A 14,985-nucleotide genomic window follows, 5' to 3' on the forward strand; every position below is an offset into this window, starting at 1 on the left:
AGCGCTCAGGCGGCCGGGTCCGTCGCACCGGCCTGCATCGCCCGCCAGCGCCCCGGCGAAAGCCCGTAGGCCTGCCGGAAACGCCGCGTCATATGGGACTGATCGGCAAAGCCGCTCGCCGCGGCGGCATCGGCCAGCCCTTGCCCCTGCCGGATCAGCGCCCGCGCCCGCTCCAGCCTGCGCATCACCAGATAGCGATGCGGGCTGGTGCCGTAGCGGCGGCGGAAATGCCGGGCGAGCGCATAACGGTCGAGCCCCGTGACGGCTTCCAGCCTCTGCGAGTCGACGGCTTCGTCGAGATTGTCAGCCGGGAAGTCGCGCGCCAGGACGCAGGCCCGCTCGGCCGGTGTCTCCGGCCGGCACAGCGCGCAGGACGGGTCGAGCGCCAGCAGCGCCTCGGCGAGCTCGCCGATCGCCGCATCGCGCTCCAGCGGTTCCAGCGCATGGTCGAGATCGCCGAGCAGGCCGATCAGCGCCCGCAGCAATCTGCCATCGCGGCAGACCGCATCGCGGACGAAGGGCGTGCCGCCCGCCCGGCCGGCGAGCGCCCGCATGATCAGCCCCGGCTCGACATAGGCCATGCGGTAGCGAAAGCCGCCGGCCATGCCGGCCCGCCCGTCATGCAGCTCGTCGGGATGCAAGACGATCAGGTCGCCCGGCGTCGAATCGCGCTTCACCCCGCGATAATCGAAGCTCTGCACGCCGCTCAGAGTATAGCCGATCGCATAGGTGTCGTGCCGGTGCGGATCATAGGCGTGGTCGTCGAAAAAGGCCTCGATCCGCTCGGGACCGGCCTCGTCCGGCGCCGTGCGAATCCAGTCGCCCGCAACGCACGAACGTTCAAGACCAGCCGGCCACCCGCGCCCTATCGTGCCCGTCATGCGCTTCGACACCAAGATTGCCGGCATCGTCCACGCGGAGCTCGCCAGCTGGCAGAAGCTCAACGTCGCCTGCTTCCTCTCGGGCGGGCTCGTCGCCGCCACGCCCGAACTCGGCGGGGAAGCCTACCGCGACGGCTCGGGAAAGGTCTACGGCCCGCTGATCCGCCAGCCTGTGCTGGTCTTTGCCGCCTCCTCCACCGATCTGTCCCGCGTGCTGCACCGCGCCGGCGAGGCGGGCCTGCGCCCCTCGCTCTACACGCGCGAGCTCTTCGCCACCGGCCATGACGAGGCCAACCGCGCCGCGGTCGAGGAGGTCGCGACCGAGGCGCTCGACCTCGTCGGCCTAGCCCTCCATGGCGAGCGCAAGGCCGTCGACAAGGCGATCAAGGGTCTGAAGCTGCATCCCTAAGGCGGAGGCAAATTCCGGGGTCGCGCGACCTCCCCGCGTCATGGTCGGGCTTGTCCCGACCATCCACGTCTTCCTTTGACGCATACAACATTCAAGCCGTGGATGCTCGCCACAAGGGCGAGCATGACGGAAAGGCCGCCCCCACAACCCAGCCCTTCGGGCCACTTCACCCTCAGGGAAAAGGGAAAAGTGGAGCGCCCTCACCTCGTCTGCGCCACCCGCCCCTCCAGCGGATAGGCCGGGTCGGAATAGCCCGGCGTCGAGGGATGGCCGGCCGGCACCAGCGCGTCGATCAAAGCCTCGTCCTCGGCGCTGAACGCGGCATCGAGGGCCGAGAGATAGCCCTGCCATTGCTCCATGGTGCGCGGCCCGGCGACGGCCGCCGTCAGCAGCTTGTTGTTGAGCACCCAGAGCACCGCGAACTGCACCGGCGTCATGCCGCGCGCCGCGGCGTGGTCGCGGATCTGCCGGGCGATCACCAGCGATTCCTCGCGCCATTCTGTCTGCATCAGGCGCCGGTCGGCGCGCCCTGCCCGCGTGCCTTCCGGCGGCGCCTGACCGGGCTCGTATTTCGCCGTCAGCACGCCGCGCGCCAGCGGCGAATAGCTGGCGACGCCGAGCCCATAATAGCTGCAGGCCGGCAGGTGCTCGACTTCCGGCATGCGGTTCATCGCGTTGTAATAGGGCTGGCTGACCACCGGCCGGTCGATGCCGAGCTCGTCGCAGAGCCGGCAGATCTCGGCGACGCGCCAGGCGCGGAAATTCGAGACGCCGAAATGGCGGATCTTGCCCTGCCGCACGAGATCACCGACGGCTCGTACCGTCTCGGAAAGCGGCGTCTCGTGATCCTCCTTGTGGAGGTAGTAAATGTCGATGAAATCGCTGCCGAGGCGCTTCAGACTGGCATCGCAGGCCTGGAGCAGCCATTTGCGCGAGAGCCCGCGCTGGTTCGGCCCCGGCCCCATCGGATTGGCCGCCTTGGTCGCCAGCACCCAGTCATGACGCTTGCCGGCAATGGCGCGCCCGACGACCTCCTCCGAACGCCCGTCGGAATAGGCGTCGGCCGTGTCGATGAAGTTGATCCCGGCCGCGGCGGCATGGTCGATGATGGCGCGCGACTCCGCTTCCGGCGTCGCCCCTCCGAACATCATCGTGCCCAGGCAGAGCGGCGAGACCTTGAGGCCGGAACGGCCGAGCTGGCGATAATTCATGGCGATCTCCATGGGGGACGGGAAACCTGCCCGATACGCCGCGCCCGCACCAGCGCGACCGGCGCAGGGCGACCTTGCGCAAGGAAATCCTCAACCTTTCGTGACAGGCTCTGCCCATGCCCGTTCAGCCGACCATCCAGGCGAACCTCGCCACGCTCGCGCAGAGCCAGAACTTCGCGACCTTGCTCGCGGCGCTGAACAGCGCGGGCCTGAAAGCGGGCAATACGGTCGAGGCCAGGCTGCTGTCGCTCGACGGCCAGGGTAACGCCACCGCGCTCGTCAACGGCGTCAAGATCGCGCTCCTGCTGGCAGGACCGGAAGCCCGGCACGCGGCTCTTCAGCCCGGCGCCACGCTGCTGCTCCGATTCGGCGAGCCGGCCAAGCCCGGCGCGCCCTTGCAGGCCGTCCTGATCGGCAGCCGCCCCGCCCCTTCCGGTGAGCCTGCTCTGGCCCCGGGCCAAACCGCCGCACCGGCCCAGACGGCACTTGCGACGCCGCGCCCCGGAGCTTTCGTCCAGCAGCCAGTGACGACGACCGGCGCCACTCTTGCCATAGCCGCCGCCGCGGCATCGATCTCGGCCCCTATCGCCGCGACCGCGACCGCTTCAATTGCCTCGCCGCTTCCGGCCCAGCGGGCGAGCGCTGCGATCCCCGCGCCAGGCATCAAGCCCCCGCACGCCCCCGCCTCACCGCGCATGATCGCCGGCCCGCTGCTCGGCGCCGCCATCGCCCGGCAGGACAGCCTCGCCCCGCTCTTCGCCAATCTCGGAGCGCTGGCACAGGGCTCGGTCGCACTGATCCTGCCAAAACCGCTGCTCGCCCTGGTCGACCAGATCCTCGCCCAGCGCCTGCCGGTCGAAGGCAAGCCGCTCACCGCAGACGCCCTGCGCAACGCCGTCGCGCGCTCCGGCCTCTTCCTCGAAGCCCGGCAGGCGATTGGCGAAGCGCGGCTGCCGCAGGCTGATCTCAAGGCCGGGCTACAGGCCCTACGCGACCTGCTGCGGCCGGCCATCCAGGCGCTGCCCGCCCGCGATCTGCGCTCTGCCGAGGGCGAGCCAGCGCCGGCACGTCCCTCAACGCAGACCGGCCCGAGCGCCGCGGCGCTGCCCGCCGCCGATTCACGCCCCGCCATGCCACGTGCCGGCTTGCTGACGCCGCAGCCGGCACAGGAGCCCAGCCTGACAGCGGCTGCGCGTCCGGCAGCCATCGCCCAGACCCTGTTCGAACAGGCAGAATCCGGGCTCGACCGGATCACACTAGCCCAATACGCCTCCTTGCCGCCGGAGACCGGCCGCAGCGAGCCGCAAGCCCCGCAACGCTGGCTCGTCGAACTTCCCCTCGCCTTGCACAATGGTACCGCGCTGCTGCCGCTCGAGATCGAGCGCGACCCGCCGCAACCGGGAGCTGCCACGCCCGAAGCTCCGATCTGGCGCGTTCGCTTCGGGCTCGATGCCGAGCCGCTCGGCGCACTCCAGGGCCTGGTGACCTTGCAGGGCCGCGCCATCTCCGTCTCCTTCTGGGCGGAACGCGAGGAGACCAGCCGCCTGCTGCGCCAGGCGGGCCCCGATCTCGAGGCCTCGCTGGTCCAGGCCCGTTTCGACAGTGCCGCGCTGGAAGTGCACACCGGCCAGCCGCGCCCGGCCAAGGCCGCTTCCGGCCAGTTCCTGGACCGCCGCTCATGACCGAGCCACTCGCCCCGCAGGTCGCGGTCGCGCTCGAATATGACGGGCACGGCGCGCCGCGCGTCACCGCCAAAGGCCGGGGCGAAGTCGCCCGGAAGATCGTCGAAACGGCGCGCGAGCATGAGGTCGCGATCGAGCAGAACGCGCTGCTGGCCGAGGCGCTGTCCGCCGTCGAGCTCGATGACGCCATTCCCGAAGAACTCTACCGCGCAACCGCGCAGGTGATCGCCTTCGTGCTGTCGCTGCGGCGCGACTTCAGGCGGACATGAGCGAAGGGATCGACGTCCGCCGCGTTTCCGCTGCGAGCTATGGCGCGATGGCCGCGGCCTTCGCGGATCTGTGCCGACGCGCCGAAGCCCCGAATCTGCACATGGCGCCGGCCGCCATCGTCGCCGCCCTGTCGGGGCCCGTGCGACGGGCCGACGAGATCGTCATCCTCTGCGCCGAGGGCAGCGCGGGTGAACTCGTCGGCGTCTGGGCCTTCGGCAAGCGGCGCAGCCTCCATACCGGCTTCACGACGATGCTGCAGGCGCCCTTGGTGCCGCTCTACGAGGTCTCCTCCGCCCCGATGCTCGACCGGCAGGTCGCTGCGTCGGCGGCGCTCGCCCTGCTGCGCTTCCTCGCCGGCGCCGCCGACCTGCCGAAGCTGCTGCGCCTGCCGTTGCTGCCTGTGGAAGGCGCAGGCTTCACGGCATTGGCAGCGGCCTGCGCCGAAACGGGAAGCAGGCTGCACCGCTTCGAGCGCTGGGAGCGGCCGTTGGCGATGCCGCGGCCGGGCGAGGATGCCGAGCGCTATCTGCGCCGCGCTTTGGGCCAGAGCTACAAGAAGCGCCTGCAGCAGCATCGCATGCTGGAGCGCGCCGGCACCCTGCAGCTTGGCCGCCATCGCCGCTCCGACGCCGTCACCGCTCTGGATGACTTCCTCGCGCTCGAAGCCGCCGGCTGGAAAGGCACGAACGGCACGGCATTGGCGAGGCTTCCGGACGATGCCGCTTATTTCCGCGAGGTGATCAGCCGCTTCGCCGAGGCCGACATGGCGAGGATCGACCTGCTCCGACTCGACGGGAAGCCGGTCGCCGCGGGCGTGCTGCTCGATTTCGCCGGACAGGCGCATTTCCTGAAGATCGCCTATGACGAAACCCTCGCCCGGCTCTCGCCCGGCCGTGGCCTCGCCATCGAAATGCTGCGCCACGACTTTGCCGGCGATGGGCCGTTCCGGCTCGACAGCGGCGCCGGCGACCGGGTCGATGCCTCGGCCTATCCCTGGGGCGAGCGGCAGGCCATGGCGAATGCGATCATCGCGGTCGGCCCCACCGGCTCGTCCCTGCCCCGGCTCGCCGCCCGCGGACGGCTGCTGCTGCGGCAATGGCGCGACCGCAAAGACGGCCCGGCCGGCGGCGCGGCGCGTTGACCGGGACCGCGCACTGGCCGATAGACGACGCGTGGCGTTCAAGAGCAGCTTGGTAAGGCGATGCGCGTTCTGGTGACGGGAGCAGCCGGGTTCATCGGCAACGAGACGGCCAGGGTCCTGCTGGAACGCGGCGACGAAGTCGTCGGCATCGACAATCTCAACGATTATTACGATCCCGCCCTGAAGCTGGCGCGCCTGGAGCGTCTCGCCGGTCACAATCGCTTCAGCTTCGAAAAGCTCGACCTCGCCGACCGCGAAGCCATGCGGACGCTGTTCGCCGAGGGACGCTTCGAGCGCGTCGTCCATCTCGGCGCTCAGGCCGGCGTGCGCTATTCGATCACCCATCCCCAAGCCTATCTCGACAGCAATCTTGCCGGTTTCGGACATATCCTAGAAGGCTGTCGCCAAAACGGCGTCGAGCATCTGGTCTACGCCTCGTCGAGCTCGGTCTACGGCGCCAATACGCGCACGCCCTTCCGCGTCGAGGACAATACCGACCACCCGGTCAGCCTCTATGCCGCGACCAAGAAGGCGAACGAGGCCATGGCCCATGCCTATGCCCATCTCTACGGGCTGCCGGCGACGGGCCTGCGCTTCTTCACGGTCTACGGCCCCTGGGGCCGGCCCGACATGGCGCCGATGATCTTCACCCGGAAGATCCTGGCGGGCGAGCCGATCGAGGTCTTCAACGAAGGCCGGCACGAGCGCGACTTCACCTATGTCGGCGACATCGTCGAGGGTGTCGTCCGCACGCTTGATACCATCGCCGCCGCCGACCCCGCCTGGTCCGGCGACGATCCCAGCCCCGCGACGTCCTCGGCGCCCTGGCGGCTTTACAATATCGGCAACTCCGCCCCGGTGCCGCTGATGGAGTTCATCGCGACCATCGAGCAGGCCGTCGGCAGGAAGGCGGTCATGGAGATGAAGCCGCGCCAGCCGGGCGACGTGCTGCGCACCGCCGCCGACGTCTCGGCGCTGGAAGCGGCCGTCGGCTTCCGCCCGCATACGCCGCTGGCCGAGGGGATCGGGCGGATGGTCGGTTGGTATCGCGATTTCTACCGGGTTTGAGGACAGGCCATGACGTCACCTGCGAAGATCGGCATCGTCACCGTTTCTGACCGCGCCTCCGCCGGTGTCTATGCCGATGAAGGCGGCCCGGCGATTCTCGACTATCTCGGCAGGGCGCTGACGAGCCCCTGGCAGGCGGTCTCGCACGTCATTCCCGACGACCGCGCCGGCATCGCAGCCACACTGACCGAGCTCGCCGATGTCGAGGGCTGCTGCCTGATCGTCACCACCGGCGGCACCGGCCCGGCCCCGCGCGACGTCACCCCCGAGGCGACCGAGGACGTGATCGACAAGCTCATGCCCGGTTTCGGCGAGTTGATGCGCCAGGTCAGCCTCGCCAAGGTGCCGACCGCGATCCTCTCGCGCCAGCTCGCCGGCATCCGCGGCAAATCGCTGATCGTCAACCTGCCCGGCCGCCCGCGTGCCATCGCCGAATGCCTCGACGCGGTGATGCCGGCGATCCCCTATTGCATCGACCTGATCGAAGGCCCCTATCTCGAGACCGATCCGACCGTGATCCAGGCCTTCCGCCCGGGGCAGAAGCCGAAGGGCTGAAGAATCGGCACCATTCATGACATGGTAGCTTCGCTGCCCTAGAGAGGCAGACACCGTTTCGCTCGCCGTCGAGACCGCAAGATGCCTTCGCCCAAGATCATTCCGCTCATCATGGCCGGCGGCGCCGGCACACGGCTCTGGCCGCTGTCGCGCGATACCATGCCCAAGCAGTTCATCCCGCTGCTCGAAGGCGGGCTCTCGACCTTTCAGGCGACTCTGCTGCGGCTGGCCGACCCGACCTTCGACACGCCGATCGTCATCACCAACAACGATTTCCGCTTCATCGCCGCCGAGCAGATGCTCGCCTGTGGGATCGAGGGCGAGATCGTGCTGGAGCCCGAGCGCCGCGATTCCGCCGCCGCGATCGCCGTCGGCGCCGTGCTGGCCAGTCGGCGCGATCCCGAAGCGATCGGCATCGCCCTCGCCTCCGATCATCTCATCGTCGATGCTGCCGCCTTCCGCAGCGACTGCAAGCGCGCCGCGCGCCTCGCCGCGGCCGGGCTGATCATGACGCTGGGCATCCCGCCGACATATCCCTCGACAGCCTATGGTTATCTCGCACCGGGCGAGGAGCTCGCCGAGCCCGGAGCCAGCCGCCTGGCCCGCTTCGTCGAGAAGCCGAAGCTCGAACTCGCCACGCGCTATCTCGCCGAAGGCTATCTCTGGAACAGCGGCAATTTCCTTTTCGCCGCAAGGACGATGCTGAGCGAACTCGCGCGTCACGCCCCCGAGGTGCTCGAAGCCGCCGAGGCGGCCGTTGAAAAGGCCGGACGAGACCTCGACTTCCTGCGGCTGGACCGGGACAGCTTCGTCCGCGCCACCAGCATCTCGATCGACTACGCCGTGATGGAGCGCACGGAGCTCGCCGGCATGCTCGCCGCCTCCTTCGATTGGTCGGATATCGGCTCCTGGAACTCGATCCACGAGATCAAGCCCAAGGACGGCGACGGCAATGTGCTGGAGGGGCGCGCCGTGGTGATCGACAGCCGCCGCTCGCTGGTGCGCAGCGACGAGATGCTGACCACGGTGGTCGGTCTCGACGATGTCGTCGTGGTCGCGACCCGCGACGCCGTGCTGGTCTCCTCGATGGCGGCAGCCGGGAAGGTCAAGAACCTGGTCGAACGGATGAAGGCCGCCGGCCGACCCGAAGCCAGCGAGCATCTGCGGATCTACCGGCCCTGGGGCTGGTATCAGCGCATCGACATCGGTGCCCGCTTCCAGGTCAAGCGCATCCATGTCAAGGAAGGCGGCCAGCTCAGCCTGCAGAAGCATTTCCACCGGGCCGAGCACTGGGTCGTCGTCTCGGGCACGGCCGAAGTCACGGTCGACGAGCGCACCGTCATGATCCACGAGAACGAATCGGTCTATCTGCCGATCGGCTGCACGCACCGGCTGAAGAATCCGGGACGGATTCCGCTCGAGCTGATCGAGGTCCAGGTCGGCGCCTATACAGGCGAAGACGACATCGTCAGGATCGAGGACATCTACGCGCGCGGCTGAGAGCCGGCCCGCGCCTTCTCGTCAGCGCCGCTTCTCCAGCGCCTGCCCGATCGCCTGGACGAGTTCGGGCGAGACCGGGTCGGTGCGCGAGCTGAAGCTGCCGGCGAGACTGCCATCACGGCCGATCAGGTATTTGTGGAAGTTCCAGGTCGGGGTCTCGGCCGGCCGCTGGCTCGCCGCCCAGCGATAGAAGGGGTGGGCCGCCTCGCCGCGCACCGCGACCTTCTCGGTGATCAGATAGCTCGCGCCATGGCTCTGCCGCACCGCCTCGGCGATGGCGGCCCCGGCAAGCGGCTCCTGGCCGCCGAAATCATTGCTCGGCACCGCGATCAGCATCAGCCCGCGGGTGCGATAGCGCTGCCAGAGCTGCTCCAGCCCGGCGAACTGGCCGGCAAGGCCGCAGCGCGTCGCGGTGTTGACGATCAGGATGGGTTTGCCGCGATAGGCTTCGAGCGGGACCCGGCCACCCTCCGCCCTGTCGAAGCTGAAGGCATAGGCGTTGTTCTCTCCCTGCGCCGCCTTCACCTCGGCGAACAGCGGACAGGCGAGCAAGGCGAGCAGATGGCGGCGGTGGAGGCGCATGGGCTGGCTCCCGCAAGGTCGGCAGGCACTGTAATGTAAAATCAGCCTCGGCGGGAGCAGGTTTTTTGGTACCGCCTCAGCCGCTCGCCAGGGACGGCGAAGCCCCGGCCTTGCGGCCGGGGCTTCGCGGAAAAAACAAGATCCGGTCCGGGCCTCAGCAGGCCAGGACCTTCTTCACGCGGACTTCGAGGTCGCGCAGCTCGTAGGGCTTCACGACGTAATGGTCGGCGCCATTGGTCGTCGCCTCGTCCATCTTGTCGACCGAGCGCTCGGAGGTCGCCATGATGATCTTGATCTGGTTGAGCTCGGGCACCGAGCGGATGGCGCGCAGCAGGTCGATGCCGCTCATCCCGTCCATATTCCAGTCGAGCAGCAGCAGATCATAGCGCTTGACCTGCATCTTCATCAGCGCCTCGCGGGCGTTCTCGGCCTCGTCGATATCCTGGAACTCGATCTGCTTCAGAAAATAGGTCGCGAGGCCGCGCATGCTCTTCTGGTCGTCCACCACGAGGATGCGATAATCGCTTCTCGCCTTTGTCATAACACTCTCCTCAGGCGGTGCGCTGATGCGGCCTGTCGCCGATCAGCCCCGCGACGACGCCACCGATCTGGTCGAGCGCGACGGCCCGGTCAGCGGCGCCGATCTCGAACGCGGCTTTCGGCATCCCGTTTACCACACAGGTCTCGCCGCTTTGGATTAATGTTTCGGCCCCGGCTTTGCGCATGGCTAACAAACCGTCAGCGCCATCGCGTCCCATTCCGGTGAGCAGCACGCCGACGGCCTGGGCGCCGGCGGCCCGCGCCACCGAGTGGAACATCACGTCGACGGAAGGACAATGCCCGCTGACCAGGGGGCCTTCCCTGAGCACGCAGACGAACTCGCCGCGGCGCTCCTCTATCTCGAGATGGCGATGGCCGCCGGGGGCGACCACCGCCATGCCCGGCCTCAGCCGGTCGCCATCGGCGGCCTCGCGGACATCGAGGCCCGTCGCCGCCGCGAGCCTGGCCGCGAACTTCGCGGTATAGCCGGCCGGCATGTGCTGGACGACGACGATCGGCAGCCGCGTGAAGGCGAGATCGCGCATCACCACCTGGACGGCCGGGACGCCGCCGGTCGATGCTCCGATCGCGATCAGCGGCGCCTTGCCGGCCGTACGGCAGATCTCGCGGGAGATGGCCGGGCGACTCGGGATCGGAGTTCTGGCGCCGACCGCGCCCTGCGTCGTGGCACGCGCCGCCAAGAGCAGGCGGCGGCTGGCCGAAGCCCGCTGCAGCGCCGTGCCGACATGCTTCATGAAGCCTTCGAGCGTATGGGTGGTGCCGTCCGGCTTCTCGATGAAGTCGATCGCTCCCAGCTCCAGCGCCTGGATGGTGTTGTCGGCGCCCGGGCCGCCAAAGGCCGAGACGATCAGCACCGGCAGCGGATCCTGCTTCAGCACGCGGGCGAGCAGCTTCAGCCCGTGCCGGCCGGGCAGTTCGAGATCGAGCGTCAGGATGTCGGGCCGCAATTCCTGGATCGCGTCCCAGCCTTCCTCGGCGCTGCCGGCGACGCCGATCACCTGGAATCCGGGCGTCGCGTTGACGATCTGCGTCATCAGCTTCTGCATCAGCACGGAATCGTCGACGACCAGGACCTTTACCGGACCGGCCGAAGCGGATTGCATGCCCATCACCAGATCTCCACTTCGCCCGCCACCGGCTGGGTCTTGAGACGGTTGAGGTAAGCGAGCTCCTGCTCCCGTTCGGGATCGCGCGCGGCCTGCTGCACGTGCTGGACCCAGGCACGGCCGGTGGAAGGCTGGTAATGGATGCGGCGCGAGCGCGTGCCGCCGACGTCCTTGGAGACGACCGGGATGCCCTCGCGGGCGAGGAACTCGTTGACGAAGGTGATATTGCCTTCGCCGATCGCCAGCATGGTGGCGCCGGAGAGCACGCGGGCACCGCCGAAAACCTTGGCCTCGAGCTGGTTGCGCCTTGCGCCGCGCTTCATCAGCCCGTTGATCAGCACCTCCATGGCGGTGTCGCCATAGCGCTCGCCGGCATGGGTGTCTGAACCGCCATTGTTCTTCGGCAGCAGGAAATGGTTGAGCCCGCCGACCCCGGCCTGGGGATCGCGCATGCAGACGGAGATGCAGGATCCGAGCACCGTCGCCACGATCTCGTCCTTCGCCGAGGTGATCTCGTGCTCGCCCGGCGCGACCGTGATGATGGTCGCATCGAAGCGCGGATCGAAATAGCGCCGCGAGGATCGGGCCAGGGTCATGGGATGCGCTCGTAGATCGTCCGGCCGATGAGCCGGAGCCCGGGATGGGGCTGCGGCAGGGATTCCGAATGGCCGAGATAGAGGAAGCCGCCGGGCTGGATGAGCCCGACGAAGCGATCGAGGATCGCCGCCTTGGTCGGCGTGTCGAAATAGATGAAGACGTTGCGGCAGAAGACGACGTCGAAGGCGCCGCGCATCGGCCAGGGCTCGATCAGGTTGAGCCGCTTGAAGGCGATAAGCCGTTTGAGATCCTCGCTGATCCGGGCCTCTCCGCGCATGGGATTGGCCTCGTTCCGCAGCAGCGGACGCAGATCGCCGGGAAGGCGCTCGAACTGTTCGAGCGGATAGACCCCGGCGGCGGCGCGGTCGAGGATGTCGGTGTCGATATCGGTCGCCAGGATCCTGAAATCGAGATCGCCGCGATGGCCGATCGCATCGCGCGAAACGGCGGCGATGCTGTAGGCCTCCTCGCCCGAGGAACAGGCCGAGGACCAGATCCGGATGCGCCCCCGCCGGGCGGCACGCTCCTGGATCAGGCGTGGCAGGACCTCAGCGCGCAAATGGTCGAAATGATGCCGCTCGCGAAAGAAGGCGGTGTGGTTGGTGGTGACGGCGTTGATCAGCTCGGGGATCTCGTCGATCGCCGCCGGCGTCTTCAGGAAGGCGCAGTACTCAGCGACGGAGCTCATCCCGAGTGCCTTGACGCGGCGGGCCAGCCGGCCGCGCGTCATCGCCTCCTTGTGCTCGCGGATGACGATGCCGGCATGCTCGTAGACCAGTCTGGCGACGAAACCCATATCGTCGCGCGTCAGGGTGGCTTCGGCCGGGGGGCTGGGGGCTAGCATGGTCTGACTCTGCACCCGCAACGCTTAAAACTCCGCCCATTCGTCGCGCCGCCCGCCGGCTGCGACCTTGCGGCGCGGCGGCTCGGGCCGGAAACGGTTGTCGCTGCCGCGGGAAGGCGTCGCCGGCGCCGGACGCTGCGAGGCCGAGTTCTGGCGCGGCGCAGGCACATGGGGGACGGCCGGCATCGGCAGGCCTCGGCTCGAGGCCTGTTCGGTATGGAAGAAGGCGACGAGGTTCCGCAGTGCCTCGATCTGGCTGGCGAGGCTGTTCGCCGATCCGGCGCTCTGCTCGGCCAGCGCGGCATTCTGCTGCGTCGCCTCGTCCATATGCGCCACGGCCTGGCTCATTTCCGCGATGCCGCCGGCCTGCTCGGCGGTGGCCTCGGAGATCTCGGCGACCGTGCTCGTCACCTGCCCCGCCGCGGTGACGATCTGGTTCAGCGCATCGCCGGTATGGCGCACGAAACGAACCCCGTCGGCGACCTGCTCGTTGGAAGCGGCGATCAGCCCCTTGATGTCCTTTGCCGCCTGGCTCGAACGCTGCGCCAGGGTGCGGACCTCGGAGGCGACGACCGCGAAGCCCTTGCCGGCCTCGCCGGCGCGAGCCGCCTCGACCGCGGCGTTCAAAGCCAGAAGATTGGTCTGGAAGGCGATGCCGTCGATGACCGAGACGATATCGGAGATCCGCGCCGAGGACTGCTCGATCCGCTCGATCGCGCGGATCGCGTCCGCGACGACCTTCTGCCCTGCCTCGGCCACGCCCATCGCCTCGCCGGCGCGCTCCGTCGCCGTGCGCGAGCGCGACGCGCTCTGCTTGACCGAGGCGGCGAGCTGCTCGGTCGTCGCCGCGGTCTGCTCGAGGCTGGCAGCGCTGTCCTCGGTACGCTGGGCGAGGTCGGCAGCCCCGCTGCGGATCTCGGCGGCGGTGGTCGCGACATGACCGGAGGTCGCCTGGATGCCCGAGACGGTCTGCGCCAGCCGCGCCATCGTCTCGTTCAGCCCGCGCTTCAGTTCGGCGAGCCGGCCCTGATAGTCGCCAACGACACGCTGGGTCAGATCCCCTTCCGCCAGCCCGGCTAGGACCTCGGCGAATTCGCCGACGCCGCTGTCGACGATATCGTTGATCTGGTTGATGCCCTCGGCGATGCGGGCGAGCGCATCGGACTTGCCGGCGAGCGGGATACGCCGCGAGAAGTCGCCTTCGGCCGCGGCGGAGACGACATCGGCGACCTCGTTGGCTGCCGCGACCTCGTCCGTCAGCTCGCGCCACTCCATGGTCGCGCCGAGCAGCCGGCCGTCCGCCTGCACCATCTGGCTCAGGGTCAGCGCGACCGTGCGCCGCCCGAGCGCGAAGCGCAGCGAGCGCATGCCGCCGGCCACGAACCCGCCGGACGACTGGTGGTGGAAGACGTCCATCACCTTGCCGAGCATGTCCTTGGCGGAAATGCCGGGAAAGGCGATACGGAAATCGTCCTGCGCCTCGGCGAAGAACTTCAGCAGCGACCGGTTGGCAAAGACGACACGACCCTGCGCGTCGCAGACCATGATGTTGGTACGGCAACCGTCGAGCGCTGCACGAATCCGGCTGGCTTCGACGCTGCTGTCCTGAAGCTGCTGCAGGCTGCGGGCGAGATCGCCGACCTCATCCTGACGCGCAAGTTCCGGCAGGTCGGCTTCCTTGCCCTGCGCCAGTTGCTCGGCGCCCGCGCGCATCGCCACCAGCGGCCGCGCGAGCGAGCGCGCGACGAGCCAGCCGAGCCCGGCGGCGACGGCGATCCCGGCAGTGCCGAAGACCAGCGCCGGGCCGAGCATGGCGGCGGTCACGGTTTCGGCCTGCGGACCGGCGAGGCCGAGCGCTGCAAGCTTCGCCGCAGTCGCCTGCTGCACCGCGATCGTGACCCCGGTGGCGGCGAGCAGAGCCCCGCCGGCGAAGAGCGCCGGCAGTTTGAAGGTCAGTTTCGAAAGGCCCGCCGGCATCATGCTCATCGGCTCTGTTGGTTTCTTCGGGGCGGTCGCAGGCCGGACAGCTTCCTCTGGCGCGGTGGCGGGCGTCCTTGGGCGATCGCTCGGCGATTCAGTTGGCGCGTGCCTGCCGGGCCTGGGCGTCGCCGCCGTCCTTGATCACCGCCGCGAGGTCGAGCAGCGCCACGATATCGGTGTCGAGCAGCACGAGTCCCTCGATCAGGCCGTGCTCGTCGCGCTCCAGATCCGGCGCCGGACGCACCGCACTGACCGGCACGTCGACGATGTCGGAGACCGAATCGACGAGCAGGCCGGCAGTCTTGTCCTCGACATCGACGACGACGATGACATGGGTCGCGGTCGCATCGGTGACGCCAAGTCCAATCGCGGTGCGCAGATCGTAGACGGCGAGGATCACGCCGCGCAGATTGAGCACGCCGCGCACATGCGGAGCGGCATGCGGCAGCGGCGTCGTCGCCTGCCAGCCCTTGATCTCGCGGACCATGCCGACATCGATGCCGAAGGTCCGGTCGCCGACGCGGAAGGTGACGATCCGGCGCGCGGCCGATTCGGGCTGGGCCGAGGTGAAATGCTTTTCGCCGAGTTGCAGGGTCAT

16 protein-coding genes are annotated in these 14,985 nt (G+C 68.8%); 7 read left to right on the forward strand and 9 right to left on the reverse strand.

Annotation, left to right across the window (positions count from 1 at the left end; translation table 11 throughout):
- Window positions 1-5: 5 nt before the first annotated feature.
- Complete coding sequence (locus tag J0J10_RS13465) at window positions 6-881, reverse strand: AraC family transcriptional regulator (protein WP_291647016.1); 876 nt, start codon at window positions 879-881, stop codon at window positions 6-8.
- On the opposite strand from J0J10_RS13465, the gene J0J10_RS13470 reads away from it, so the two are divergent.
- Window positions 880-1,290 carry a DUF2000 family protein gene (locus J0J10_RS13470; RefSeq protein WP_291647017.1) on the forward strand — a complete coding sequence of 137 codons (411 nt, stop codon included), beginning with the start codon at window positions 880-882 and terminating at the stop codon, window positions 1,288-1,290. The two genes, J0J10_RS13465 and J0J10_RS13470, sit on opposite strands and share 2 nt — an antisense overlap.
- A 200-nt stretch (window positions 1,291-1,490) precedes the next feature.
- Here the strand turns inward: J0J10_RS13470 and J0J10_RS13475 are convergent, their stop codons facing one another.
- A complete protein-coding gene (locus J0J10_RS13475) occupies window positions 1,491-2,501 on the reverse strand; it encodes an aldo/keto reductase (protein ID WP_291647018.1) in 1,011 nt (336 codons plus the stop codon).
- Between the two features lie 116 nt (window positions 2,502-2,617).
- On the opposite strand from J0J10_RS13475, the gene fliK reads away from it, so the two are divergent.
- From fliK to J0J10_RS13505, 6 genes are all read left to right on the forward strand, one after another.
- The gene (gene fliK, locus J0J10_RS13480; RefSeq protein ID WP_291647019.1) at window positions 2,618-4,183 is read left to right on the forward strand and encodes a flagellar hook-length control protein FliK; all 1,566 of its coding nucleotides are present in this window, start codon (window positions 2,618-2,620) and stop codon (window positions 4,181-4,183) included.
- Window positions 4,180-4,452 carry an EscU/YscU/HrcU family type III secretion system export apparatus switch protein gene (locus tag J0J10_RS13485; RefSeq protein ID WP_291647020.1) on the forward strand — a complete coding sequence of 91 codons (273 nt, stop codon included), beginning with the start codon at window positions 4,180-4,182 and terminating at the stop codon, window positions 4,450-4,452. Before fliK ends, J0J10_RS13485 begins: the two co-directional genes overlap by 4 nt.
- Window positions 4,449-5,594: a GNAT family N-acetyltransferase gene (locus J0J10_RS13490; protein ID WP_291647021.1), complete on the forward strand. Its 1,146-nt coding sequence runs from the start codon at window positions 4,449-4,451 to the stop codon at window positions 5,592-5,594. Before J0J10_RS13485 ends, J0J10_RS13490 begins: the two co-directional genes overlap by 4 nt.
- Window positions 5,595-5,654: 60 nt before the next feature.
- Window positions 5,655-6,662 (forward strand): NAD-dependent epimerase, encoded by a 1,008-nt coding sequence (locus J0J10_RS13495; protein WP_291647022.1) that lies wholly within the window; start codon window positions 5,655-5,657, stop codon window positions 6,660-6,662.
- 9 nt (window positions 6,663-6,671) lie between these two features.
- A complete protein-coding gene (mog, locus tag J0J10_RS13500) occupies window positions 6,672-7,217 on the forward strand; it encodes a molybdopterin adenylyltransferase (protein WP_291647023.1) in 546 nt (181 codons plus the stop codon).
- 81 nt (window positions 7,218-7,298) lie between these two features.
- Entirely contained in the window at window positions 7,299-8,717 is a 1,419-nt protein-coding gene (locus J0J10_RS13505; RefSeq protein WP_291647024.1) for a mannose-1-phosphate guanylyltransferase/mannose-6-phosphate isomerase, read from the forward strand.
- 21 nt (window positions 8,718-8,738) lie between these two features.
- Here J0J10_RS13505 and J0J10_RS13510 read toward each other — a convergent pair whose 3' ends face one another.
- The 7 genes from J0J10_RS13510 to J0J10_RS13540 form a co-directional block, all read right to left on the reverse strand.
- Window positions 8,739-9,299: a glutathione peroxidase gene (locus J0J10_RS13510; protein ID WP_291647025.1), complete on the reverse strand. Its 561-nt coding sequence runs from the start codon at window positions 9,297-9,299 to the stop codon at window positions 8,739-8,741.
- A 154-nt stretch (window positions 9,300-9,453) separates the two neighbouring features.
- Window positions 9,454-9,840 carry a response regulator gene (locus tag J0J10_RS13515; protein ID WP_291635447.1) on the reverse strand — a complete coding sequence of 129 codons (387 nt, stop codon included), beginning with the start codon at window positions 9,838-9,840 and terminating at the stop codon, window positions 9,454-9,456.
- Between the two features lie 10 nt (window positions 9,841-9,850).
- The gene (gene cheB / locus J0J10_RS13520) at window positions 9,851-10,969 is read right to left on the reverse strand and encodes a chemotaxis-specific protein-glutamate methyltransferase CheB (protein WP_291647026.1); all 1,119 of its coding nucleotides are present in this window, start codon (window positions 10,967-10,969) and stop codon (window positions 9,851-9,853) included.
- Window positions 10,969-11,562, reverse strand: a complete 594-nt coding sequence (locus J0J10_RS13525) for a chemoreceptor glutamine deamidase CheD (RefSeq protein ID WP_291635451.1) — start codon at window positions 11,560-11,562, stop codon at window positions 10,969-10,971. The genes cheB and J0J10_RS13525 overlap by 1 nt, the downstream gene beginning before the upstream one ends.
- Complete coding sequence (locus tag J0J10_RS13530) at window positions 11,559-12,407, reverse strand: CheR family methyltransferase (protein ID WP_291635453.1); 849 nt, start codon at window positions 12,405-12,407, stop codon at window positions 11,559-11,561. Before J0J10_RS13530 ends, J0J10_RS13525 begins: the two co-directional genes overlap by 4 nt.
- A gap of 24 nt (window positions 12,408-12,431) precedes the next feature.
- Window positions 12,432-14,393 carry a methyl-accepting chemotaxis protein gene (locus J0J10_RS13535; RefSeq protein WP_291647027.1) on the reverse strand — a complete coding sequence of 654 codons (1,962 nt, stop codon included), beginning with the start codon at window positions 14,391-14,393 and terminating at the stop codon, window positions 12,432-12,434.
- A gap of 88 nt (window positions 14,394-14,481) precedes the next feature.
- Entirely contained in the window at window positions 14,482-14,985 is a 504-nt protein-coding gene (locus tag J0J10_RS13540; protein ID WP_291635457.1) for a chemotaxis protein CheW, read from the reverse strand.

Origin of the sequence: Allobosea sp., from assembly GCF_017308075.1 — a bacterium.
Taxonomy (GTDB): Bacteria; Pseudomonadota; Alphaproteobacteria; order Rhizobiales; family Beijerinckiaceae; genus Allobosea.